Here is a 23,133-nt window from a genome sequence, read left to right on the forward strand (position 1 = left end):
CGGACGGGCGCGCCCGCGGTACCGGAAGGCCCCTCAGACGCCGGCGCGGGCGAACTGGCCGGGCTGCCGCCCCGCCCCCGCCGGGCCGCGGTAGGCCTGCGCGAGGTCCAGCCAGCGGTCCGCCTCGGCGCCGGTCGCCGTGACCGCGACCTGCGCGCGGTGCCGCCGCCTGGTCACCAGCAGGCAGAAGTCCTCGGCCGGGCCGCTGACCCGCTGGGCGGAGTCTTCGGGACCGTAGGCCCACACCTCGCCGGACGGGCCGGTGATCTCGAAGCGGAACTCCTCGGCCGGCGGGGTCAGCCCGCGCGACAGGTAGCCGAAGTCCCGGGTGAGTACGGCGAAGACGACCAGGTGCCGGAGCCGGTCGGTCCGCTCCAGCCGGACGCCGAGCGCGTCGGCGACGTCCTGGCCGTGCGCGAAGGTCTCCATGATGCCCGCGCACGCCAGCACGATCGGCGGCAGCGGGTTGACCAGCCACGGCACGACCTCGCCCGCCGGTACGGCGGCCAGACCCGCGTGCACCTCGGCCCGTCCGGCCCGCCACTTGGCCAGCAGCGTGCCGGGCGAGTCGTTCTCGAACGCCTTGAGCGCGGCGTTCACCGCGCCGTCGAAGTTCTTCTCGGCGCCGGCCGTCATGGCCTTGAAGCCCTCCGCGTCCGTGGCGGCGGCGGTGGCCAGACGGAAGATGAAGGCCAGGTGGGCGATCTGGTCGGAGATCGTCCAGCCCGGCGCGGGGGTGGGCAGCTTCCACTGCTGGGCGTCCAGGCCCGACACCAGCGCGTCGAGCTGGTCGCCGTCGGCCGCCAGGTCGTCGAGCACTACCTCTAGCTCGGTCACGTCCTCGTTCCTTTCAGTCGGCTGTCGATGCGGTAGGTAGAGGGGCGGGGGCGCACCAGGCGCCGGTCCGGCGGGCGGCGGTCATGGCCGCCCAGGAGGCGGCCTCGACGAGCGCGGCCTCGCCCGGCGTGGCGGCCTCGAACTCGCCGACCACCCGCCGGTCCACCTGGTGGGAGGCCAGGGCGGTCAGCAGCGCGAGCCGGGCGGCCGGGCGTTGCGCGGGCGGCAGCGCGGCGGCGGCCTCGCCGGCCCAGCCGCGCCCGGGGCCCGGCGGGACGCCGTCCCAGCCGGACACCCGTTCGGCGACCAGCTCGCGGACCGGGTCAGGCAGCCGCCGCGCGCCGCCCTCCTCGATCGCCGCCGCGGCCCTGGCGAACGCCTCGCCGAGCCGCGGGACGCCGCCCGTCCAGGCCAGGTCGTCCGGCAGCGGCGCGCCGGGCAGCAGGCCGAGCGAGCCGCCGGGCGGGGCGGGCCGCCGCGCGGCCGGCCGCATGAGCGCGCCGAACACGCGCAGCGCGGGCCCGCGCGCGCCGCCCGGCAGCTCCGGCGGCAGCGGCGAGTCGCCGAGGAACACGTTGACCATGCGGTTGAGGTACTGGAAGGTCACCGCGACCGCCGCCAGCTCCACGCCCGCCTCCCCGGCGACCGGCGGCCCGCCGGCCCCCGGGGTCGCGCTCGCCCTGGCCCAGGCGGCCAGCGGCCGCAGCCGGGGATCGGCCGGGGCCAGCGCCCGCAGCGTCGCGCCGTGCACGTCCACGCAGTACGGGCACGTGTTGCCCGCCGAGACCTCCATCGCCACCAGCTCCCCGGCCACCCGCCCGGCCGCGCCGGAGGCCAGCAGCGACTCGCGCAGCACCAGCCAGCACGCGGCCAGGACGGGCGGCGCGGGCGAGTGCAGCGCCACGGGCGGCGCGAGCATGCCGAAGTCCCGCTCGACCTGCTCGTACACCCGGGCCACCAGGCCGCGGGCGGCGCCGGGGAGCACCGGGCGGACGTACCGCACCTGGCCGAGCGCGCGCCGCGCCGTCATCCGGCTGAGCAGCCGGCCCATCGCCGGCGCCCTACCCGCGCAGCGCGGCGGCGGCCAGCGGCGCGGTGGCGCGGCGCCCGGCGGTGGAGCCGTCGGGCGCGGGCGCGCCGTAGGAGACCTCCACGCCGCGCTCCCTGGCGGCCCTGACGATCCCCGGCACGGCCCGCTCGGCCAGCGCGGAGATGGTCATCGCCGGGTTGACGGTCAGCGCGCCCGGCACGGCCGAGCCGTCCGTGACGAAGATCCCCGGGTGCCCGCGCAACTCGTGCCCGTCGTCCAGCGCCGAGGTGTACGGGTCGTCGCCGATCCGGCACGAGGACAGCGGATGCACCGTGTACGCCCCGACCAGGTCGTTCGTCCACGGCGTCACCGTGGCCAGCCCGTCGCGCTCCAGGATCTCCTTGCACTCGGCGTCGGCCATCGCCCAGGCGGCCGAGGTGTTGGCGGTCGGCTTGTAGGACAGCCGGCCGACGCCCAGCATCTGCTGGGAGACGCGGTCGGCGTTGCCGCGCGCGGGCGGCGGGCCGAACACACCCTCGTTGTCGTCCTCGATCATCTGGAAGATGATCAGCCAGGACCGCCAGCGCTCCAGCATCTCCTTCTTGCGCAGCCCGAACCACGTCGGGTCCGGCCCGCCGGCCAGCGCGAGGATGGTCCCGAGGCCGGGCGGGAAGTAGAGCTGCTCCAGCGAGTAGCGGGTGTACTCGGGCAGCGAGCCGTCCAGCCGGTCCCAGTTGGCCACCGTCGGGCCCTTGCCGATCTGGTTGGCCGCGTACGCCAGGCCGTCGCCCCGCTCCAGGCCCAGCACCTCGCGCACGCGCTCCTCGTTCAGCACGGCGGTGTTGAGCCGTTCGCCGTTGCCGGAGAAGTAGCGGCCCACGGCGTGCGGCATCGTGCCGAGGTCGCCCTCGCTGCGCTGCAGGATGACCGGCGTGGCGGCGGCGCCGGCGGCCAGTACGACCACCTTGGCCTCGATCGTCCCCTCGCCCTCGGTCAGCCGGTAGTCCTCGCCGTGGACGATCTTGTAGGTCACCCGGTAGGAGCCGTCGGAGGTCCTGGAGATGCTCTGCACCTCGTGCAGCGGCCTGACCTCGGCGCCGTGGGCGATCGCCGCCGGCAGGTAGTTGGCCAGCAGCGACTGCTTGGCGTCGAACCGGCAGCCGGCCATCATCCAGTTGCAGTTGACGCAGGCCGCGGTGTCCACGGCCGCCGGCACCGGGTTGGCGGTACGGCCGGCGTGCCGGCAGGCGGCCGCCCACAGGCCACCCGAGTACGACACGTCCTCCCAGCCCTGCTGGGTGATGGAGATCGACTCGGCGACCCGGTCGTACCAGGGGTCGAGGGTGTCGCGGCTGATCGCGGCCGGCCACATGCGGCGCTTGATGCTGCCGCGGCGCTCGAAGACGAAACGCGGCGCGCGGGGCATGGCCGCGAAGTAGACCACGCTGCCGCCGCCCACGCAGTTGCCGCCCAGCACGCTCATGCCGTCGCCGACGGTGAAGTCGAAGATGCGGGTGTAGGAGGAGCCCAGCTTGAAGTCGTGCTCGTACTCGGATGACTCCAGCCACGGGCCGCGTTCCAGCACGACCACGTCGGCGCCGCCGGCGGCCAGGTGGTAGGCCGGGATCGCGCCGCCGAAGCCGCTGCCGATCACCAGCACGTCGGTGCGTTCGACGCCGTTCATGCGGGGCTCCCTGAAGCTGTCGTGTCCGGGTGGAGGTCGGCGAGGGGACGGCCGTAGGAGTAGGAGGGGAAACGCCACAGCCCGTCCGCGTCGGGCGGGGCGATGCCCATGGCGGTCAGGCCGGGGTGCCCGGCCTTCAGGGCGTCGACGGTGTGCAGGTGGGCCGCGGAGTCGTAGGCCATGTAGCAGAACAGCACCAGCAGCACCCACAACGCCTTCTCCGGGTGGCCGGGCGCGGTCAGCGTGCGCACCAGAGCCGCGCGCTCCTCGAACGGCAGGGCCACGAACTCCGGGACGGCCTCCTCCAGCACGACGCCGTGCTGGTCGGCGTGGGCGCGGGCGTGCTCGTTCAATGAGCGGGCGTAGTCGTCCAGGCCCTCGCTGACGCCGGTGGCGTCCCATTCCAGCAGCTCGATGGCGCCGGCCGCGACCGCGCCGCCCGTCGGGCTCATGCCCGCCACCGCCCGGTCGCCCGGACCACGTTTCGCCCCGGGCACGATGGTGTCCGCGAGCGCCTCCAACGTCTCCACCCGCGTCTCGTAGAGCAGTGGACCCATGGGTACTCCCTCGTTCAGGTCGGCGTTCTGTCGGTACGGTCGGTGGGGCCGGTGCGCGCCAGCACGGCCCGCAGGGTGGTCAGCGCCCTGACGGTCTGGCTGCGCACCGTCGAGGACTCGTTGCCCATGACCCGGGCCGTGTCCTCGGCGCTGCGGCCCTCCCAGAACCGGAAGAAGATCGTCGCCCGCTGCCGCGGCCCGAGCCTGGCCAGCGCGTCCATCAGCACGATGCGCTCGCCCACCAGGTCGTAGGGGTCGAGGGCCGAGACGGCGTCGGGCGGCGCCCCGCTGAGCACCTCCCGGGACCAGCGCATCGACCTGCGGTCGCTGATGAGCAGCCGCCGCATGATCTGCCGCGCGTACGCCTCGGCGCGGTCGCGCCGGTCGAGGTCGTCCCAGCGCCGGTGCAGTGCCAGCAGGGTGCGCTGGACGAGGTCGTCGGCCTCGTGCCAGTCGTCGGACAGCCGGTAGGCGACCCGGCGCAGCATAGGTCTGGCCTCCTTCGCGAAATTCGCGAATTCCTGCCCCCGCGCATCGGCCATCATCCTCACCCCCGGAACACGGCCTTGCGATTGCCGCTTTCTTCGGCATGCTCAGAATTGAATGCGCGGATCGCCGCAACAACCCCTATCGGCCGTCCCCGCGCCCTTATCCACAAAGGCGTCCGCGCCACCCCCTATTCGGCCTCCGCGGACCCCTGTTTTTCGTGCTCCGGCGCTCTTGAGCCCTTCTCGCGTGCGTACGCTCGCGGCGTGAGCGCCTCCGGTGCGGCATTACTGGCGATCAGCGACCTCCACGTCGGGTTTCCCGAGAACAGGGCGGCCGTCGAGGGGCTGCGCCCGCGCACCGAGGGTGACTGGCTGCTGGTGGCGGGGGACGTGGCCGAGCGGCTGGACGCGTTCGAGAGCACGTTGCGGCTGCTCGGCGAGCGCTTCGCCAAGGTGATCTGGGCGCCGGGCAACCACGAGCTGTGGACCACGCCCGGCGATCCCGGCCTGCGCGGCGAGGAACGCTACCGGCGCCTGGTGCAGATCTGCCGGCGCCTCGGCGTGCTCACGCCCGAGGACCCGTACGCGATCTGGACGGGGGAGGGCGGCCCGGCGGCCGTCGTCCCCCTGTTCCTGCTGTACGACTACAGCTTCCGCCCGTCCGGCACGACCCGGGCCGAGGCCCTCGACCTGGCCCGCGGGCAGGGGGTGGTGTGCAGGGACGAGTTCCTGCTGCATCCCGAGCCCTATCCCAGCAGGGAGGCGTGGTGCCGGGCGCGGGTGCGCGAGAGCGAGGAACGGCTGGAGTCGCTCGACCCCGGCCTGCCCACGGTGCTGGTCAACCACTTCCCGCTGCTGCGCGCCCCCACCCGCGTCCTGCGGCACCAGGCTCTGGCGCAGTGGTGCGGCACCGAGCAGACCGCCGACTGGCACCTGCGGTTCCGCGCCGCCGCGGTCGTCTACGGCCACCTGCACATCCCGGGCACGAGCTGGCACGACGGGGTGCGCTTCGAGGAGGTCTCGCTCGGCTACCCGCACGAGCGGCGCCCCCACCACCGCGCCGGACGGCTGCTCAGGCAACTGCTGCCGCCACCCCGCCGCGAATGGTCCAGATAAAACCGCATTCTCAGATAAATTGCCGAGATTTCCGAAGATTTCCCAAAAAAGGGCGATTTGTCATGCAGCGTACTGCCGGCCCAAGAGCGTGTACCAGGTGGCAACCGAAAGGCAATGCATCCGGAGCGCCGCGGAATCGTCGCGACTCCCGGGAATTCGACGGCCGCACCGGCCGGAGAATCGACGGGAACCGCGCGCCCAAGGCCCTCCGGGTTCCGGGAGACCATATGGACGACGTCATCGAACGAGCGGTCCTGCGGGTCATCGAGAGCATGCAGGAGAACCACGGAGAGCAGCTCACCATTGACGACATGGCGCGGACCGCGATGTTCAGCAAGTTCCACTTCTCACGCGTGTTCCAGCGCGTGACCGGGCTGTCCCCTGGGCGGTTCCTGTCCGCGGTGCGGCTGCGCGAGGCCAAGCGCCTGCTCGTGTCCACCTCGCTCAGCATCACGCACATCAGTCACCAGGTCGGCTACTCCAGCGTCGGCACGTTCAGCTCGCGCTTCACCCACAGTGTCGGGTTGTCGCCGAGCAGGTACCGGCAGTTCATGAGCGTCACGGCGGCGGACCTGACCGTCGGCGACCGCGCTTCCGGCGGCCCGTCGGCGAGCCTGCACGGCGTCGTGAGCTCGCCCCTGGCCGACCGGCCGGTCTTCGCCGGCGTGTTCCCCGGCCAGATCATGGAGGGCAGGCCCGCGAGCTTCACCCTGATCAGGCGGCCCGGCCCGTACGTGCTGGAGCACGTGCCCAAGGGCAGCTGGTACGTGATCGCCCAAGCCGTGGCCGAGTCCCGCGAGGACGCCGTGCACCACCCACCAGAGGGTGACGCGGCGACGTGCATCGCGCGCATCGGCCCGATCGAGGTGGGCGGGGGCGACGGCACCGAGCGCGCCGACCTGCGGCTGCGGCCGATGAGCACGCTCGACCCGCCCGTCCTGCTCGCACTGCGCGACCTGCTGGCCTGGACCGACGGCCGCGCGTGACAGAAGGGCCCGCGGACGGCGAACGCCGTCCGCGGGCCCTTCTGTCAGGTCAGGCCGGGCTCACCGTCATCGGCAGCCCGCCGCGCACCCGTAGCGACAACATGGCCTCCGGGACCGCCCGGCGGCCCGGCAACCCGGTCAGCCGCAGCTCGCGGGTGACCATGGCCAGCACGAACGTGGCCTCCATCATCCCCAGGTGATTGCCCACGCAGAAGCGCGGGCCCGCGCCGAAGGGGATGTAGGCGTACCGGGGGCGGTCGGACGGCGCGCCGGGCTCGAACCGCTCGGGCCGGAACGCGTCCGGGTCCCGCCAGTACGCCGGATGCCGGTGCAGCGTGTACGGGCTGATGAGCACGTCCGCCCCGGCCGGGACCCGGTACCCGCCCACCTCGTCGTCCTCCCGCGCCACCCGCGTCAGCGCCCACACCGGCGGGTACAGCCGCATGACCTCCTCCAGCACCGCCGCCGTGTACGTGAGCCGGCGCAGGTCCTCGTACACGGGCGGGCGGTCGCCCAGGACCGAGACGGCCTCGGCGTGTACCCGCTCGCGCACCTCCGGATGCCGGTCCAGGAGGTGGAAGGCCCATGACAGGGTGCTCGCGGTGGTCTCGTGCCCGGCCAGCAGCACCGTGATCAGTTCCTCCCGCAGCCGCTGCCGGGCGGGCCCGGGGTCCTCCCGCAGCCCGGTGGACTCGATCAGCAGGGACAGCAGGTCGCCGCCGCCGGTCGGGTTCGCCAGCCGCTCGGCCACCAGCAGGTCCACGATCCGGTGCAACTCCCGCCGGGACCGGCGGAAGCGCAGGTGCAGCGGCAGCGGTAACCACAACGGCACCATGGCCAGCGTGACCATCTCGAACATGGCCTGGTCCTGGACCCCCTCGAAGGCGTGCCCGATGGAGTCGTGCGCGCCGAGGTCGGCCGCCAGCAGGGTGCGGCCGAGCACGCCGAGCGCCAGGCCGGTCATCTCGCCGGCGACGTCGACGGGCCCGCCTCCGGCCTTGGCCCGCAGCCGGGCCACCAGGCGGCCGGCCTCCTCGGCCAGGACCGTGTCCTGCTGGGCCAGCCGCTTGTTCTGGAACAGCGGCTGGATGGTCCTGCGCTGCTGCCGCCACCGCTCGCCGTCGCTGGTCAGCAGCCCGTCGCCGATCACCCGGCGGGCCTCGTCCAGGCCGATGCCCTTGCGGTAGTTGCCGCTGTTGTCGGCCAGGACGTGCTTGGCGTGGTCGGGGTGGTTGAACAGGTAGATGGCCTTCGGGCCGATCGTCATGCGCACCGCGTCGCCGTACCGGGCGGTCGCCCTGGACAGCAGCGCCAGACGGTCGGAGACCAGCCGCTTGTACAGGACGGGCGCCGCCCAGGGCGGTGGGCCGGGCGGCACGCGGCCGCCCAGCGCCACCGGGCGGGTGCCCAGCGCGGTCACGCCGACACCCGTTGCAGGGCCGGGGAGGTCTCCCCGAAGCGGCCCCGGTAGACCAGCAGCCCGTCGCAGTCGTCCCGCCGGGTCAGCGACAGCACCTCGCCGACGAAGATCGTGTGATCGCCGCCGTCGTACGCGCGCCAGACCCGGCACTCGAACATGGCCGCCGCGCCCGCGATGAGCGGCACGCCGGTGACCTCGCCGGGCGTCACCTCGATGTCGGCGAACTGGGCCAGGCCGAGCGGCCGGTAGCGGTCGGCGAAGTGCCGCGCCTCGGCCTCCTGGTGCCCGGCCAGCACCGACACCCCGAACGACGTCGCCGCGGTGATGCACTGGTGCATCACGGCGCCCTTGCCGACGCACACCAGCAGCAGCGGCGGGTCGAGCGAGACCGAGGTGAAGGAGTTGGCCGTCATGGCGTGGGGAACGGAACCGCCCGTCGTGATCACGGTGACGCCGGTGGCGAACACCCCGAACGCGTCACGCAGCGCCTTGGCGTCCGCGACCGCGGGGGCCGAAGAGTGGACTTGCACGGTTGACCTCCTGGGGTCCGGGGGCTAGGCCACGTACGGTTCGAGCGCCCGGACCAGGGGGTCGGGGACCCTCGCCGGCGCGGTCTTGGTGTTCGGCCCCCGCATGCAGGCCACACGCTGCCTGCCGCGGGCGACGAGGACCTCGGGCGCGCCCGGGGTGACCCGGACGTAGTCGAAGCCGAACTCGATCTGCGTCTGCGCCAGCTCGATCAGGCGCATCCTGATGGACAACTGGTCGAAGGCCGTGATCTCGGCGAAGAACTCGCAGTCGACCTTGAGCGTGAACAGCTTGAGGTCGTCCTGGAGGTCGGCGAGCACGTCGCGGGCCCGTTCCATGAGGAACATCTCGCGGCAGCGTCCCTGCCAGCGCAGGTAGTTGACGTAGTAGACGTTGCCGACGAGGTTGGTCTCCTCGAAGCCGACCGTGTGCAGGTACTCGTAGTAGGTGCCCATGGGCTAGGACCGCCCTTCGGTGAGTATCGCGACGACGACGGGCGCCGGCAGGCCGCTCACCCGGGTGGCGAGCGTGGCCACGGTCGCGCCGGCGGCGGTCAGGACCACCCACCCGTCGGAACCGGCCCGGTCCACCGCGAGCGGTGTCCCGTCCCGTGCCCCGTCCTGCGTCCCGGCGGCCCGTACGCAGGCGAGCGCGGCGCGGACGCGGGCACGGGCGGTGTCCGCGCCGTCCCCGGCCTTCGCGGCGATCTCACCGGCGAGCGCGTCGTGCCCGGTTGAACCGTCGTGCCCGGCGGGTGTGTCCTGCGTGCCGTCCGGGCCTTCGGCGGTGACGGGCTCGACGGCGCAGGCGAGCGGCCCGGGGGCGGCCACGCACAGCGTCAGGCCCGGCACGCGGGCCGACATCGTGCGGCGTCCGTCCCCATGGGCGCCGTCCGCCGCGCCGAGCCGCGCCACGGCCAGCTCGCCGCCGCCGTCGCCCGGTTCCACGACGACCGCGACCCGCGCGCCCGTCAGGTCCTCCAGCGTGCGCTCCAGGTACGAGCCGAGCAGCGGCGCGGCCCACGGACCGGCCCCGCCCTTCTTCCGCACGGCCTGGAGCCGCAGCCCCTCCCAGCGTTCGACGACCTCGCCGTCCTTCGTCCGGACCGCGATGTCGTAGATGTAGGAGTCGCCGTCCCTGGATCGTTCGGAGGCGCAGTAGCGCACCTCGTCCGCGCCCGACAGGGCGGCCCCGGCCGGGTGGACCCGTCCGATGCCGGTCGGCAGCAGGGTCGCGTCGGGCACGCACACCTGGTTGCCGTGCATCAGCGCGTCCCGCATGCCCGGGTCGCCCAGGAGCAGGTCACCGGGCAGGAACCCGGCGAACCAGTCGCACTCCTGCGCCACCTGGAGGTCGGCGTCCACCTCGCGGGCCGCGGCCCGGTGGTAGCGGCGCAGCCGCTGGAAGCGCCTGCCCTGGAAGAGCACCTCGCCGTACAGCTGGGTGTCGGGGTCGAGAGCCACCGGCGGCAGCTCGTCGCCGGACTGCTCGGGCGGCCCCGCGGGCGCGGGCCCGCCGTCCAGGCGCAGCACGGCGGTGAAGTGGTCGACGTCGAAGCCGGTCTCCTGGCTGCGGATGGCCACGGCGAGCGTGTCGTGGCCGGTGACCGTCGCCGCCACCCGGAGCGTGGTGCTCCCGTCGGGCGGCACGATGATCGGCCGGACGAACTCCGCCTGCTCGACGACGGGCGCGCCGGGCCGGCCGGTGACCGCGTACGCCACCTGAGCCATGGCCTCCAGGCCGAACACCGCGGGGAACAGCAGGTTGCCGTCCAGCAGGTGATCGGCCAGGTACAGGTCGGTCCCGGCGTTCACCTCGACCTCGCTGACCAGCTCCACGCCGTGGTAGCGGACCAGCGGAGCGCCGACGAAGCGCAGCAGCGGCAGCTCCGGCTCCTCCCGCCGTACGGTGTGGATGCCCTCCGTACGCCCGCTGATCACCACGACGCCGGGTGCGTCGGGATCGCTCACCAGGCGGCGCATGATCTCCACGCCCCGGTCCACCGGGATCGGCGTGATGCCCTGCTCGACCAGCCGGTCCACGACCGACAGCCGCTCGCCCATGCCGACCTCGGACCAGACCGACCACTCCATGCAGATCGCCCGGCAGCCGGGGTGCCGCTCGCCCGCCTCGCGGGTCAGGTCGGCCAGCCACTCGTTGGCGGTCGCGTAGTGGCCCTCGCCGTGCAGGCCCGCCCGGCCGATGATGCTGCCGAACGTCACCAGCAGCCGCAGCCGTCCCGGCTCGACCGCCTCCAGCACGTTGCGCAGGCCGTCGATCTTCGGTGCGAACGTGCGGCGGAAGGCGTCCAGGTCGAGCCCGGCGATGCCCTCCGGCTCGTTGCGTCCGGCGCCATGCAGCACCGCGGTGACCGGCCCGAGCTCCTGCTCGGCCGCGGCCACGGCCGCCCGCACCTGGGCGGCGTCGGTGACGTCGGCCCTGGCGTAGTGGACGGTGAGCCCGGTCTCGGCCATGCGCCGCAGGTTCGCGGCCAGCTCCTCGTCCTGGGCGGGGTCGGAGCGGCCTAGCACGGCCACCTTCGCCCCGCCGGCCATCGCCATCGCGCACTCGGCCGTGATGCCCTTGCCGCCGCCGGTCACCAGGAGCACGTCGGAGCCGGTGAGCGGCTCCTCCGTCCGTTCCTGCCGGTAGGGCAGGGCCCGCAGCGTCGGCACCCGCCGGACGCCGCCGGCATCGTAGTGGACCTCGCAGAACTCCGTCGTGGCCGCGGCCTCGGCGGCTACCCAGCCCACCGCCTCCGGCACGCCGGCCGGTACGTGCACGACCGTGGTGGGCAGGCCGCTCTCCAGGTGGAACGTCTTGGCCAGCCCCGCCGCGCCCCGCCCGTGCTGGACGAGGACGAGCCGGGCGCCCGGCCCGCCGGCCAGGGCCGCCTTGGCGCCGAGCAGCGCCTGCTCAAGGTCGTCGGCCGCGCACCGCGCGGGTAGGCACACCAGGACACCGGATCCGATCTTCTCCCCTTCGAGGGCCTCGCGCAGCGGCTGGGCCAGGAGCGAACCGGCCGGCGCGAACACCTGCCACCGCCCGTCCCGCTCCTCGGCCGTACGGCGGGGCCGCGGCTGCTCGTCCAGGTCCACGGCGAACGGGCGCACCCACGGCGCCGCGCCCGTCACGCCCCTCGCCGACTGCGCGCGCGGCTGCGCGGCCAGCCGGTCCAGGGCCTCGCCCAGCTCCTGGAGCGTCGCGGTGGCGACGTTGGCCGGCGCCATGCCCGCGGGCACGCCCAGATGCTGGGTGGCCTGGTCGATGATGTGCATCACGGTGACCGAGCTGAGGTGCAGTTCGTCCAGCGGTTTGCTGTCCTCGGTCACCATCTCCAGCGGCAGCTCGGCGCGTTCGGCGGCCAGCCGCCGCAGCAGCTCCACCGTCGACTCGCCCTGCCGCGCCACCTGGCCGTCCGGCGCGGCGGCCCGCTCCCGCGGCTGCGGGGCGGCGGCCTTGACGCGCACCTGCGGCGCCTGCTCGGCGGGGCTGGTGAAGAACGAGAACGCCGCGCCGATCTCCAGCGGCTTGACCAGCCGCCCGTGGAACAGCTCCTCGCAGGCGACGGGCACGCCCGCCACGTGCGCGGCGCCGGCCACGCCGAGCAGCCCGGCCAGCGACTCGCTGTCGGTGTCCAGCGCGACGGCCGGCACGTCGGTCAGCTCGGCCGCCAGCCTGCTCAGCACCCGGCCGGGACCGACCTCGACCAGCAGGTCCACGTCCGCCGCCAGCGAGCCGAGCGCCTGGGCGAACCGTACCGGCGCGGTGATCTGCCGGTGCAGCAGCGCCGGGATGTCCGCGCCGGGGGTCAGGTCGTCCCCGGTGACGGTGGAGACGACCCGCCGGGCGACCGGCCCGAAACGTTCCTCCTCCAGGTATCCGGCCAGGGCCTCGGCCGCCGGGGCGACCAGGGGCGAGTGGAAGGCGTGCGAGACGTTCAGCCTGGTCCAGGTGAGCCCGGCGCGCTCGGCCGCGCGCCCGGCCTCCTCCACCGCCGCCACCGGACCGGCGACGACGGTCTGGAGCGGCCCGTTGTACCCGGCGATCACCACCGGCAGGCCGCCGGCCAGCTCCAGCACGGTCTCCGGAGCGGCCCGGACGCCGGCCATCGTGCCCGGCTCGCTGCGCTCCCGCATCGCCCGGCCGCGTTTGGTCGCCACGCGCAGCAGCGCGTCCTCGTCCATCGCGCCCGCCCAGTGCAGGGCCGACAGCTCGCCCAGGCTGTGCCCGACGGCCGCGTCCGCCTCGATGCCGAGCAGCGACAACGCCCGCAGGCCCGCCATCGAGCCGGTGACGATGCGCGGCTGGGCGATCTCGGTGGCCGCCATGTCGCCGTCGGCGGGCAGCGCCGCCGTGGTGTACACCTCGGCGACGTCGGCGAAGCGCCTGGCCAGCGCGCCGCCGCCGGTCCCCTGGCCCGAGCCCTGCCCGGGGAAGAGGAAGCCGATCCTGGGCCTGGCCGCGGCGCGGCCCACGAACGCCTTGCCGTCAGGGCTGACCAGCGTGTTCTCGCCGGACTCCAGGACCGCCAGCACGCGGGTGAGCCGGCGTTCGGCGTCGTCGGGCGAGGAGACCACGACGGCCGCCCGGCACGGCAGGCCGCGCAGCCGGCCGCGCAGCGTGGCGGCCAGGTCGGCGAGCTGGCCGTAGGACACCTTGGGCACGAACGCGAGCAGCTCCGACACCAGGCCGCGCAGCTCGTCCCAGGAGCCGGCGTCCAACAGGAACAGCTCGGCGTCCTGGGCGGCGGCGGCCAGCGCCTTGACGCGGCTGGACGCGCGCCGCCGCGGCCCGGTGTTCTCCAGCACCACGTGCGTGTTGATGCCGCCGAAGCCCATGGCGGTCACCGCGGCCCGCAGCGGCGCGCCCTGCGGCCACGGCTCGGCCGTGCGCAGCACCCGCAGCGTGGCGCCTTCGTCGGTCAGCACCTGGTGCGGGTCGACGCAGCCGATGGTCGGCGGCAGCACCTGCTCGTGCACGGCCATGGCCGCCTTGATCAGGCCCGCCACGCCCGCGGCCGCCTTGGCGTGGCCGATCATGCCCTTGATCGAGCCGACCGCGGCCGGCCGCGCGGCCGACTCCCTGGCCCGCGACAGCGCGGTCAGCTCGGTCGCGTCGCCGAGCGCCGTGCCCGTCCCGTGGCCCTCGAACAGCTCGACGGTCTCGGGGCCGAACCCGGCCTTGTCGTACGCGCGGCGCATCGCCAGCAGGTAGCCGCTCACCTCCGGCCGGGTGATCCCGCCCTTGCCGTCGGAGGAGACGCCCCAGCCGGCGATCGTGGCGTAGATCCGCCGCCCGGCGGCCAGCGCGTCCTCCTCGCGCATCAGTACGACGATCCCGCAGCCCTCGCCGGGCCAGAACCCGTTGGAGTGCCGGTCGTACAGGCGGAAGTCGCTCTTGGCCAGCGCGCCGGTCTTGGCGAACCCGATCACCTCGAACGGGTCGATGGACAGGTCGACGCCGCCCGCCAGGGCCACGTCCACGTCGCGGTCGGCCAGCGCCTTGCCGGCCGTCACCACCGACAGCAGGGACGAGGAGCAGGCGCCGTCCACGGTGTAGCCGCCGCCGTTGAGGTCGAAGTGGTTGCAGATGCGCCCGGCGATCGTGTTGGACAGCCCGCCGGCCAGCGTGTCCTCGTCCACCGGCGGGAAGGGGCTCTTGTAGGACTCCTCGTAGTCGGCCAGGAACGCGGCCAGGCGCTCGTCGTCCCAGCCCTGCTCCTTCAGGGCCGCGGCGAGCGTGCGGCGCACGTACGGCCAGCGCAGGCGTAACACGTTCGCCCGGGTGAACTCGCCGGTGAGCGTGTTGCCCACGACGACCCCCGTACGCTCGCGGGGCAGCCCCTCGCCGTCCGCGAACCCGGCGTCGGCCAGGGCCCGGCCGGCCATGTCGAGGGCCAGCCAGTGGGCCAGGTCGGTCGACCGGTACGTGCTACCGGCGATCTTGTGTGCCACCCGGTCGAAGGCGTAGCCCTCGATGACCGCGGCGGTCTTGGCGTAGAAGCGGTCCGGCGCTGCGGGATCGGGGTCCCAGTAGTCCTCCAGCCGCATGCGCTCGTCCGGGAGCCGGCGGAAGGCGCGGCGGGCGGCCACCGCGTTCTCCCACAACTCCCTGGGCGAGGCGGCGTCCGGGTACCGGCAGGCCATGCCGACGATCGCGATCCTCGTCATGCCTTCGCGACCTCTTCCCGCGCGTCCCGCAGCGCCTCCGCGGCGGCTGCGCTGACCCTGGCGGCGTCCAGCTCGCGCGCCTTGTTCACGATGTGCAGCGACCACAGGAAGCCGCCGCGGATCAGGCAGACCGCCGCCGTGGCGAAGAAGATCCCGTACGGGATGTTCATGCCCATGAGCAGGCCGTACACCACGGCCACACCGCCGCCGAAGGCGACCTGGGACAGCGGTCTGGACGGGCTCGTGCCCGGGTCGGTGATCATGTAGTTGGTGAACAGGATGAACGCCACCCCGGTCATCATCGACAACCCGCCGAGGATGGAGATGTCGTCGATGATCAGCCCGCGCACCACGGCCTGGAGGGCGAAGACGCCCACCCAGCCGCCGATCAGCCACATGCGGCCGGTCAGCTTACCGTTGATCATGGTGCCGCCGATGATGATGATCCCCGGGATGATCCAGTCGATCGGGTTGTCGACCTTCTCGGTGAAGTGGTACGGCGGCGCGATGCTGGCCCACGGCAGCAGCAGCAGGATCACCGCGATGCCGAAGTTGGACGGGTTCATGAAGTGCCGCATCCGGCCGCGTACCGGGGCCTTGAGCACCCACTTGGCGCCCACGGCGACGGTGACGCCGAACATCATGACCAGCACCTGGTCGTTGACGTAGATCAGCATGTTGAGCGCGATGGAGGTGATGTGCGCCGGGTAGAGGAACTCCATCAGCCCGCGCGGCCCGTTGCCGAGGAATCGCGGCGCCCGGCCCTCCTGGCGGGCCCCGATCACCTCAAGGATGATCTCCACGGTGTAGCCGGTGGCCAGGGCCACGAACGGCCACGACCACGGCTGCTCGAACCCCAGCACGGTGTAGCCGAGGATGTTGAAGATGGTGATCGAGATCGCGAACCGGCGCAGCGCCGTGATCACTTTGGGGTCGTGACGTGGCGGGGTGATCGTCTTGGCGGCCATGCCGTCACTTCTCCTTCGCTTGCGAGCCGAGCTGGAGGGTGTGCCAGCCGGGGGTGAGCCGGAGCTCCTGCTGGTGCCGCTGCCCGGCGCGGTCGCGCCAGTCCAGCTTGACCTGCACGGGGCCGGTGACGTTCGCTCCCAGGCCGATGTGCACCGCGTTCGAGCGCTTGCCGGAGTGGCCGCTGCCGCCGTCCACGCGGCCGACGAACGTGCGGCCGTCGGACGTGGTCACGGTCACCTGCGCGCCGATCACCGGCGACCCGGCGGCCGGCAGCGGGCCGGTCGCGGAGGGGGAGTCGTGCAGCAGGCGCAGCCCGAGGAACGAGCCGGCCGACCTGCTGGTGTTGAGGTAGAAGGCGGGCGCCTCCCACTGACGGGCCACCGCGAAGTCGATCAGGCCGTCGCCGTTGACGTCCCCGGTCGCGATGCCGCGCGTCGGCACGGGCACGGCCAGGCCGAGCTGCTCCGACAGGTTGGCGTAGCGGCCGTCGGGGCCCTTGGCGAAGAAGGCCAGCGTCTGCGCGCCGGCGATGTCGGCGCCCTCGGTGACGTTCGGCCACGACTTGGGGTTGCTGGTCACGCCGTCGTTGGCGTCGGCCAGCTCCTGGAGCGGCGGCCAGCGGTTGACGTCGCCCTTGATGAACCCGGTCGCCTGGACGATCTCGTTCTCGCCGTCGTTGTCGAAGTCCTCGATCTTCGGGTCCCAGCCCCAGCCGGACCAGGCGGTGCGCAGCTCGGCGCTGAGGTCCTTCCACGGCGCCTCGCCCTGCCGCAGCTTCTCGCGCAGCTCGGCCTTGCTCTTGGCGGTGGACAGGAACGTGAAGTTGCTCTCCTGGATGCCGTACGGGGTGGTGATGTTGCTGACGAAGAAGTCGAGGATGCCGTCGTGGTTGAGGTCGCCGGCGTCCGAGCCCATGCCCTTGAAGGAGTCCTCGCCGAGCACCTTCGACTTGGGCACGCCGATCTCGTGCGTCCCGACGGTGGGGGAGAACTTGATCGTGCCCGGCTTGGAGGTGTTGTAGAGCAGGTGGTCAGGCCCGAAGTCGTTGTTCAGCAGCAGCTCGGGCAGGCCGTCGCCGTCCAGGTCGGCGCTGGTCGCGCCCAGCTCCCAGCCGGTGGAGACGTCGGAGGGCAGCACGCCGTCCAGGCGGGCGAAGCCGCCGTTGCCGGTGCCGCGGAAGAAGTAGTCCCGGCCGCCGTTGACGGCCTTGGACAGCGAGTGGTTCATCTGCACGCCGCCGTCCACGCGGCTGTCCAGGATCGGGCTGCCGTCGGGGAAGTAGTTGCCGACGAAGATGTCCTGCTTGCCGTCACCGTCGAAGTCGGCCACGGTCGCGACGTTGCTGTTCCACAGCTCGCCGGTGTACTTCGTGCCGCCGGGGTTGGGCACCAGCTCGGCCGCGTCGAAGGCGGCGGCCTCGAACCGGGTCGCCGTGGGCCGCTGCAGGTGCAGCGTGGGCGTCCGGCCCCACCAGTAGACGAGCAGGTCGGTGCGGCCGTCGTCGTTGTAGTCGGCGGGCACCGCGCCCATGGGCGCCATCGCGTCGGTGACCGGCAGCGAGCCGAGCGACAACGCGAACGGCCGGTACCGCTCGCCGCCGCCCTCGACCGGCGCCGGGGTGACGACCACCTGGTCGGTACGCGGGTCCACGATCACCAGGTCGTCGTCCCTGCCGTTGCCGTCGAGGTCGTTCAGCGCGATCGCGGCCCCCACGGAGGAGATCCACGCGTCGATGTGCTTGTAGGCCTGGTTCACCTTGCGGACGGTCTTGGCCGGGCCGCCGCCCGGCATCGCGATCGTCAGGGGCTTGAAGCCGTACGCGCCGGCCATCTCGGCCTTGGTCGCGTCCGAGGCGAAGGTCGGGTGGCCGATCGCGAAGACGGCGATCATCAGCGCGAGGGCGGAGACTCCCGCCGCCTGCTTGCGCAACCACGCGGCTACCGAGGTCACGAGGGAACACCTCCATGGAAGACGAACGTCTCGGCGATGCGCCGGCGCCACGCCTCATAGGCGGGCGGCTTGTCCTGTGCTGTCGCTGTGGGGCGGGTCGCGCGGCTCACCTCGGCCGCCTGCTCCGCCGTGGTGCCGCAGAGAACGCCCACGGCCGACTCGGTGTGCGGGAAGAGCAGCCCGGCGCGGATCCTGGCCTCGGCCGCGAACACGCTGCCCTGGGCCAGCGGCCCGCGGTGCTCGCCCGCCCGCTCGCGCAGCCACCGCAGCTCGGCCTCGTCGGCCCCGCCCGCGTAGGTGGCGGCCAGGCCGATGCCGCTGTAGAGGTCGGCGTGGCGGGACTCGGGGAACCGCTCGATCAGCGTGACCGCCCGCTCGGCGCTGGTGCCGGCGACGAACCACAGCGCGCGGCCGATGCCCTGGTCGAGGGCGTGGGCGGCGTACTCCTCGTGGCCGGGGGGCCAGGAGAAGCGGGGCTCGCGCACCTGCTGGTGCACGTACCGGTCGGTGTGGAAGTAGGCCTGGTGGAAGCCGTAGCCGTCGTGGACCAGCCACAGCAGCAGCGGGTCCAGCAGGCCGGCCTTCGGCCACAGGAAGCGGGGGAGCCTGGCCATCGCCCAGCCGATCCCCACGTAGACCATGTAGTTGTGGTGGTGGCCGCGTCCCTGGAGGAAGGTGTTGACCCGGCGCAGGTCGCCGAAGGTCATGCAGTCCAGGATGGCGAAGCCCATGCCCGCGCCCTCGTAGGCGAAGCCGCGGAAACGCGCGGGCACCTCTTCGAGCCGGTCCTCGGCCTCGGCGACGGTACGTGATTCCACGGCGTGGGCATAGCCGGCGAGAAAGTACGCGCCGACCGTCTCCAGAATTTCAGTGGACGCCGCGTTCTTCACCCAGAAGCCGCGTTTCTCGACTTTCGTCTCGCCGACGTCCGGCACCAGAATTTTGCGTCTGAGCGACCGCAATGCGCTTGCCAATTGAGCCTCCGCCGCTTATAGCCCGAACAATCCAATTTCATTGACACATGCCGCCCAGCGGCCGGACAACTTCGGGTTTGCTCAGCTCGGAGGCTCATTTTCGGGCACGCGAAAGCGAATGACCTGCCATTTACCGCAGGCCCGTCAGCGGGACGGGACTTCTGCTCCGGCGGCGAAATGCGCGCGTACTCCCGTACGCCACAACTCGTAATCCGGGACGCGCGCCGACGTTCCCGGGGCGACCTCGCTGTCGTCGGCGAGCGCGACCGCGCCCGCCACGTCGAGACCGGTCAGCACCGCGCCCGTCGCCGCGGAATGCTCCGGGACGAACCCCGAGTAATGCCGCGCCTTGGTCGCGAAGACCGAGCCCTGGGCCAGCTCGGCCCGGTGCTCCCCGGCCTCCTCGCGCAACACCGCCGCCGCCTCCGGCTCGCACCCGGCGAACGTGGCGGCCAGCCCGACGCCGCTCCACAGGTCCGCCTGCCGGCCCGCGGCGAACGCGCGCACCGCCGCGGCCACATCGCCCGGCCTGCCGCCGTGGATGAACCACAACGCCCGGCCGACGCCCTGGTCCACGGCGCGCGGGAAGTAGGCCGCGTTCCCCTGCCAGGGGTAGGAGTCGGGCACCTGCTGCCCGTCCACCCAGCGGCGGGTGTGGAAGTAGGCCAGGTCGAAGCCGTACCCGTCCACGGCCAGCCAGCTCATCGTCGGGTGGTACGGGGTGCCGTCCAGGTCCGGCAGCACCTTCTTCCACAACACCCGCGGCAGCCTTGCCATGGCGAAGCCGATGCCGATGTAGGCGAGGAAGATGTGCGGCTGCCCCGGCCCCATGAGCAGGTCCCGGGTACGCCGCCCGCGCCCGCCGCCCATGGCGTCCAGGACGGTGAAGGCCATCGTCGCGCCCTCGTAGGCGAAACCGCGCTGCTCGACGTCCACCAGGGACAGCCGGCGCTCGATCTCCCACTGGTCGCGTACGTCGATGCCCCACTCGAAGCCGCACACGACGGCCTGCGGGATCGCCTCCAGGCGGCCGGTCAGGCCGGAGGGGACGACGGGGAAGCCGCGTGCGCCGAAGGTCACGTCGGCCAGGGATGGCGCCAGTACGAGCCGGCGCAGCGAACCGAGCAGAGACGACATGGTGTGCTCCTCCTCAGGAACGTGAAAGACCCCGCCCATGAGCGGCGCCGCGGCGCCGGGAAGGCCGTCCTGGCGGGGGCAGGGGGCACGTCCCGCCTCTCGGATGACGTGTCCGCTTCAGGATGGGGCCGGACAGCCGGCCGGACATGTCGCAAAGTGCGCGATCGGGGGTCAGCTCGCCCACGCCGTCAGCCGCCAGCCGTCGTCGCCGCCGGGCAGCGGCCTGCGTACCAGACCTGAGGGGGCCGACCAGGCCGACGCCTCGCGCTCGGCCGCCTCGGCCAGGCGGCGGAAGACCGCCGCGACGACCGCTTCGAGTTCTTCGGGGGTCGCCTGCCCCCGCACCACCGTGAGTTCCATGCCTTCGACGCTCGCCCGCGCGCCCGCGGACGCGCAACTTCGTACATGCCCGGCCGGGCCGGGCATGTCAGGGTCGAGTGGTCAGGGCCGAGTGGTCAGGGCTGGGCCTGATCGTCGAACTCCACCACGAGGGGGAGGTCGGCGCGGCGGCGGATGTTCAGCTTGCGGTAGGTGCGGGTCAGGTGCTGCTCGACGGTGCTGATCGTGATGTAGAGCTTGGCGGCGATCTCGCGGTTGCTGTAGCCGGCCGCGGCCAGCGCCGCGACCCGCCGCTCGCCGACGCTCAGCACGCCGATCAGGTCGCCCGGCAGGGGAGAGGGCGCGCCGTCGGCGTCCGGGGCCCGGCTGAGCGCGCTGATCATCGGCTCGGCCCCGCACTCCAGGGCCGCGGCCTGCGCCCGCCCGGCCACCGTGCGGGCCCGCCGGTACTCGCCCAGCGCCTCGTACGCCTCCACGAGGTCGAACAGCGCCCTGGCCAGCTCGTACCGGTCGCCCGCCAGCTGGAGGTACTCCACCGCCTGCCGCAGCAGCGCCGGACGCCGGGCCGGCTCGGACACGGCCGCCTTGAGCCGCATCCCGATGCCCCGCCCCCGGTAGGCGCCGGGACCGCAGCCGTCCAGGTGGGCCTTGATCAGCTCCCTGGCCTCCTCGATCTGGCCCATCCGCAGGCACGCCTCGGCCGCGTCCGCCTGCCACGGGATCAGCGCCGGGTTGTTCAGGCCCCAGGCCGTCACCAGCTCGCCGCAGCGCAGGAAGTCGTGCAGCGCCGGGACGAAGGACTCACCGGCCAGGTTGTAGCGGCCGCGGGCGTACAGGTAGTGCAGCCCGTATCGGGTCTGGAACATGGCCTCGGCGACCGGCCGGTCCAGCGGGTCGCGTACGGCCTCGTGCCGGCCCATCGCGGTACGCGCGATGATCAGGCTGGCCAGCGGGCCGCCGATGGCCACGCCCCAGCTGCTCATGGGGATCGTGTCCAGCGCGATGCGCGCGTGCCGTTCGGCGGCCGGCATGTCGCCCTGGCGGATCGCGATCTCGGCCCGGATGGCCGCCAGGCGGGCCCGGCGGCTGGGCGCCTGCCGGGCCGCCGCCTCGTCGCCGAACAGGTCGCACAGCGGGGCGGCGCGCTCGCAGCGTCCGGCGTAGGTGAGGGCGAGCAGGGAGTTCTCCACGACGTCGAGGGACATCTCGTCCAGGCGTTCGCCCTCCAGGATGCGTTCGACGGCGTCGAGGTTGTGCTCGCGCGGGCCGCGGGTCAGCACCTCGGCCAGGGCGAGCGTGGACTCAAGCCGCCGGTTGACGGCGACCGACACCATGCCCGCCAGGATGTGCTCCCTGGGCGGGTTGGCCACGTACGCGGCCAGCGGCGGGCAGGTGACGCGCAGCCACAACTGCGCCACGACCAGCTCGGCCAGCGTCGCGTGGTCGGAGGCCGACGCCTCCTGGTTGAGCTGTTCGAGCACGTCGCGGGCGTCCTCGAAGCGGCCGTGCCACAGCAGCGCGCGGGCCAGCACGACCGCGTCGCTGCCGTGCAGGCTGCCCTTCTGCAGGGCCTCGGTGAGCTGGTCGAGGTGCCCGGCGGGAGCGGCCGGGTTGATCCGCCACTCCGCGCGGACGAGCATGGTCATCAGCTTGGAACGCTGGAGCTCGTCCGTGCACTCGCGCCAGGCCAGCTTCAGGTAGGCGACCGCCGACTCCACCTCGCCCTTGCGCAGCCCGGCCAGCGCGGCCTCCTCCAGCGTGGGCACCACCCACGGCGCCTCCACCCTGGCGGCCTGGAGCAGGCGGTCGGCGACCACGCCGGGCCGTACGCCCCTGGTGTAGGCCAGCTCGGCGGCCCGCCGGTACAGCTCCTTGCGTTCGGACAGGTCCATGCCGGCCAGCACGGCCGAGCGCACCGCCTCGTGGCGGTAGCCGCCGCTCTTGAGCAGGCCGGTCGCGCCGATCGTGAGCAGTTCCCTGCTGACGTCGACCGGGGGCAGTTCGAGCATCTCGGCCAGCCCGTCGGCCTCGCCCAGGATGGCCAGGCCCTGCGCCACCCGGACGGTACGCGGATGGCTGCGCCGCAGGCACGTCTCGACCGCCCGGACGAACCGGTCGCCGACGACCAGCTCGCGCGGCGGCTCCTCCACGGCCCGCAGGTGATGGCGGTAGTCGGCGGCCAGCTCACCGGCCAGCAACGGGTTGCCGCCGCTGATCGTGTGCCACTCGTCGGCGAACCGCTCGGCCGCGGTGAGCCCCACCTGGCCCGTCACCAGCGCGGCCACGCCCTTGCGTGACAGCGGGGTGAGCTGCAGGCGCAGGCAGTGCGGCAGCCGCAGCAGGTCGGTCTCCAGCGGCCCGTCCGTGCCCTGCCGGTCGTTGAGCGTGAACACCGCCACGATCCGTGCGTTCCGCACCCGCCGCGCCAGGTAGGCCAGGCAGAGCAGGGACGTACGGTCGGCGTGGTGCACGTCGTCCACGACGACCACCAGCGGGCAGCGTTCCGACAGGTCGAGCAGCACCGTGACCAGCGCGTGCACGACCTGCGGGTCGAGCAGCCGCTCGGCGTCGGCGTGCGCCGCGGTCGCGGTGCGTACGCCCTCCTCCAGCAGCCGCTCCGAGCGCTCGCGCTCCTCCTCGACCAAGGGGGCGTCCTGGATGAGCTGGCGGAGCAGGCCGAGCTGAAGCTCCTGCTCCATGCGCGATCCTGTCGCCGTCACCGCGAGCGCGCCCAGCTCTATGGCCTGTTCGGACAGGGCGCGCAGCAGCGCGCTCTTGCCCGTCCCGGCGGGCCCGCTGACCAGCGCGACCCGCCCGCGGCCGAGGATGGCGTTGGCGACGAGCGACTCCAGGCAGGACATCTCCTCCTGCCGTTCGATGAGAGTCATGGCCGTCTCCCCAAGATGTCGTGTTGCGCTCACGCTAGGCCGGGGCGGTATTCGATC

Annotated in this window: 17 protein-coding genes; 2 read left to right on the forward strand and 15 right to left on the reverse strand. The window is 73.2% G+C overall.

Translation table 11 applies throughout. The features are described from left to right. Positions 1–33 precede the first annotated feature (33 nt). From DMB42_RS27460 to DMB42_RS27480, 5 genes are read right to left on the reverse strand one after another with little or no spacing between them, the layout of a single operon-like run. Positions 34–837 carry a TIGR03084 family metal-binding protein gene (locus DMB42_RS27460; protein WP_125637916.1) on the reverse strand — a complete coding sequence of 268 codons (804 nt, stop codon included), beginning with the start codon at positions 835–837 and terminating at the stop codon, positions 34–36. 13 nt (positions 838–850) lie between these two features. Next, a complete protein-coding gene (locus DMB42_RS27465) occupies positions 851–1,888 on the reverse strand; it encodes a carboxymuconolactone decarboxylase family protein (RefSeq protein WP_125637917.1) in 1,038 nt (345 codons plus the stop codon). 10 nt (positions 1,889–1,898) lie between these two features. Further along, positions 1,899–3,551, reverse strand: a complete 1,653-nt coding sequence (locus tag DMB42_RS27470) for a GMC family oxidoreductase N-terminal domain-containing protein (RefSeq protein WP_125637918.1) — start codon at positions 3,549–3,551, stop codon at positions 1,899–1,901. Next, positions 3,548–4,108, reverse strand: a complete 561-nt coding sequence (locus tag DMB42_RS27475) for a DUF5987 family protein (protein ID WP_125637919.1) — start codon at positions 4,106–4,108, stop codon at positions 3,548–3,550. Before DMB42_RS27475 ends, DMB42_RS27470 begins: the two co-directional genes overlap by 4 nt. A 14-nt stretch (positions 4,109–4,122) precedes the next feature. Next, the gene (locus DMB42_RS27480; protein WP_312024761.1) at positions 4,123–4,653 is read right to left on the reverse strand and encodes a sigma-70 family RNA polymerase sigma factor; all 531 of its coding nucleotides are present in this window, start codon (positions 4,651–4,653) and stop codon (positions 4,123–4,125) included. 207 nt (positions 4,654–4,860) lie between these two features. On the opposite strand from DMB42_RS27480, the gene DMB42_RS27485 reads away from it, so the two are divergent. Both DMB42_RS27485 and DMB42_RS27490 read left to right on the forward strand, forming a co-directional pair. Beyond that, a complete protein-coding gene (locus DMB42_RS27485) occupies positions 4,861–5,712 on the forward strand; it encodes a metallophosphoesterase (RefSeq protein ID WP_221762363.1) in 852 nt (283 codons plus the stop codon). Positions 5,713–5,939: 227 nt separating this feature from the next. Beyond that, a complete protein-coding gene (locus tag DMB42_RS27490; protein WP_125637920.1) occupies positions 5,940–6,698 on the forward strand; it encodes a helix-turn-helix domain-containing protein in 759 nt (252 codons plus the stop codon). Between the two features lie 49 nt (positions 6,699–6,747). On the opposite strand, the gene DMB42_RS27495 is transcribed toward DMB42_RS27490, so the two are convergent. The 10 genes from DMB42_RS27495 to DMB42_RS27540 all read right to left on the reverse strand — a co-directional run bounded on the left by DMB42_RS27495 (position 6,748) and on the right by DMB42_RS27540 (position 23,076). Further along, complete coding sequence (locus DMB42_RS27495) at positions 6,748–8,118, reverse strand: cytochrome P450 (protein WP_125637921.1); 1,371 nt, start codon at positions 8,116–8,118, stop codon at positions 6,748–6,750. Continuing rightward, on the reverse strand, positions 8,115–8,648 hold the full coding sequence (locus tag DMB42_RS27500; protein ID WP_125637922.1) for a flavin reductase family protein: 534 nt from the start codon (positions 8,646–8,648) through the stop codon (positions 8,115–8,117). The genes DMB42_RS27495 and DMB42_RS27500 overlap by 4 nt, the downstream gene beginning before the upstream one ends. Before the next feature lie 24 nt (positions 8,649–8,672). Beyond that, a complete protein-coding gene (locus DMB42_RS27505; protein ID WP_125637923.1) occupies positions 8,673–9,101 on the reverse strand; it encodes a thioesterase family protein in 429 nt (142 codons plus the stop codon). A 3-nt stretch (positions 9,102–9,104) separates the two neighbouring features. Further along, positions 9,105–14,819 carry a type I polyketide synthase gene (locus tag DMB42_RS27510; RefSeq protein ID WP_125637924.1) on the reverse strand — a complete coding sequence of 1,905 codons (5,715 nt, stop codon included), beginning with the start codon at positions 14,817–14,819 and terminating at the stop codon, positions 9,105–9,107. Beyond that, the gene (locus DMB42_RS27515; RefSeq protein WP_125637925.1) at positions 14,816–15,787 is read right to left on the reverse strand and encodes an enediyne biosynthesis protein; all 972 of its coding nucleotides are present in this window, start codon (positions 15,785–15,787) and stop codon (positions 14,816–14,818) included. Before DMB42_RS27515 ends, DMB42_RS27510 begins: the two co-directional genes overlap by 4 nt. Positions 15,788–15,791: 4 nt before the next feature. Beyond that, complete coding sequence (locus tag DMB42_RS27520) at positions 15,792–17,738, reverse strand: CRTAC1 family protein (RefSeq protein ID WP_125637926.1); 1,947 nt, start codon at positions 17,736–17,738, stop codon at positions 15,792–15,794. Beyond that, the gene (locus DMB42_RS27525) at positions 17,735–18,712 is read right to left on the reverse strand and encodes a DUF1702 family protein (RefSeq protein ID WP_185844886.1); all 978 of its coding nucleotides are present in this window, start codon (positions 18,710–18,712) and stop codon (positions 17,735–17,737) included. The genes DMB42_RS27520 and DMB42_RS27525 overlap by 4 nt, the downstream gene beginning before the upstream one ends. A 144-nt stretch (positions 18,713–18,856) precedes the next feature. Then, positions 18,857–19,849, reverse strand: coding sequence for a DUF1702 family protein (locus DMB42_RS27530; protein WP_125637927.1), 993 nt, complete (start codon positions 19,847–19,849; stop codon positions 18,857–18,859). Positions 19,850–20,020: 171 nt separating this feature from the next. Beyond that, a complete protein-coding gene (locus DMB42_RS27535) occupies positions 20,021–20,209 on the reverse strand; it encodes an acyl-CoA carboxylase epsilon subunit (RefSeq protein WP_125637928.1) in 189 nt (62 codons plus the stop codon). Positions 20,210–20,304: 95 nt separating this feature from the next. Continuing rightward, positions 20,305–23,076 (reverse strand): LuxR family transcriptional regulator, encoded by a 2,772-nt coding sequence (locus tag DMB42_RS27540; RefSeq protein ID WP_125637929.1) that lies wholly within the window; start codon positions 23,074–23,076, stop codon positions 20,305–20,307. Positions 23,077–23,133: the final 57 nt, after the last annotated feature.

This window comes from Nonomuraea sp. WAC 01424, assembly GCF_003947315.1.
GTDB lineage: Bacteria > Actinomycetota > Actinomycetes > Streptosporangiales > Streptosporangiaceae > Nonomuraea > Nonomuraea spiralis.

Excerpts from the sequence above, each read along its gene's own strand:
- DMB42_RS27465 (WP_125637917.1), bottom strand. The coding sequence starts at position 1,888 with ATGGGCCGGCTGCTCAGCCGGATGACGGCGCGGCGCGCGCTCGGCCAG.
- DMB42_RS27470 (WP_125637918.1), bottom strand. The coding sequence starts at position 3,551 with ATGAACGGCGTCGAACGCACCGACGTGCTGGTGATCGGCAGCGGCTTC.
- DMB42_RS27475 (WP_125637919.1), bottom strand. The coding sequence starts at position 4,108 with ATGGGTCCACTGCTCTACGAGACGCGGGTGGAGACGTTGGAGGCGCTC.
- DMB42_RS27480 (WP_312024761.1), bottom strand. The coding sequence starts at position 4,653 with ATGATGGCCGATGCGCGGGGGCAGGAATTCGCGAATTTCGCGAAGGAG.
- DMB42_RS27490 (WP_125637920.1), top strand. The coding sequence starts at position 5,940 with ATGGACGACGTCATCGAACGAGCGGTCCTGCGGGTCATCGAGAGCATG.
- DMB42_RS27505 (WP_125637923.1), bottom strand. The coding sequence starts at position 9,101 with ATGGGCACCTACTACGAGTACCTGCACACGGTCGGCTTCGAGGAGACC.
- DMB42_RS27510 (WP_125637924.1), bottom strand. The coding sequence starts at position 14,819 with ATGACGAGGATCGCGATCGTCGGCATGGCCTGCCGGTACCCGGACGCC.
- DMB42_RS27515 (WP_125637925.1), bottom strand. The coding sequence starts at position 15,787 with ATGGCCGCCAAGACGATCACCCCGCCACGTCACGACCCCAAAGTGATC.
- DMB42_RS27530 (WP_125637927.1), bottom strand. The coding sequence starts at position 19,849 with ATGTCGTCTCTGCTCGGTTCGCTGCGCCGGCTCGTACTGGCGCCATCC.
- DMB42_RS27535 (WP_125637928.1), bottom strand. The coding sequence starts at position 20,209 with ATGGAACTCACGGTGGTGCGGGGGCAGGCGACCCCCGAAGAACTCGAA.
- DMB42_RS27540 (WP_125637929.1), bottom strand. The coding sequence starts at position 23,076 with ATGACTCTCATCGAACGGCAGGAGGAGATGTCCTGCCTGGAGTCGCTC.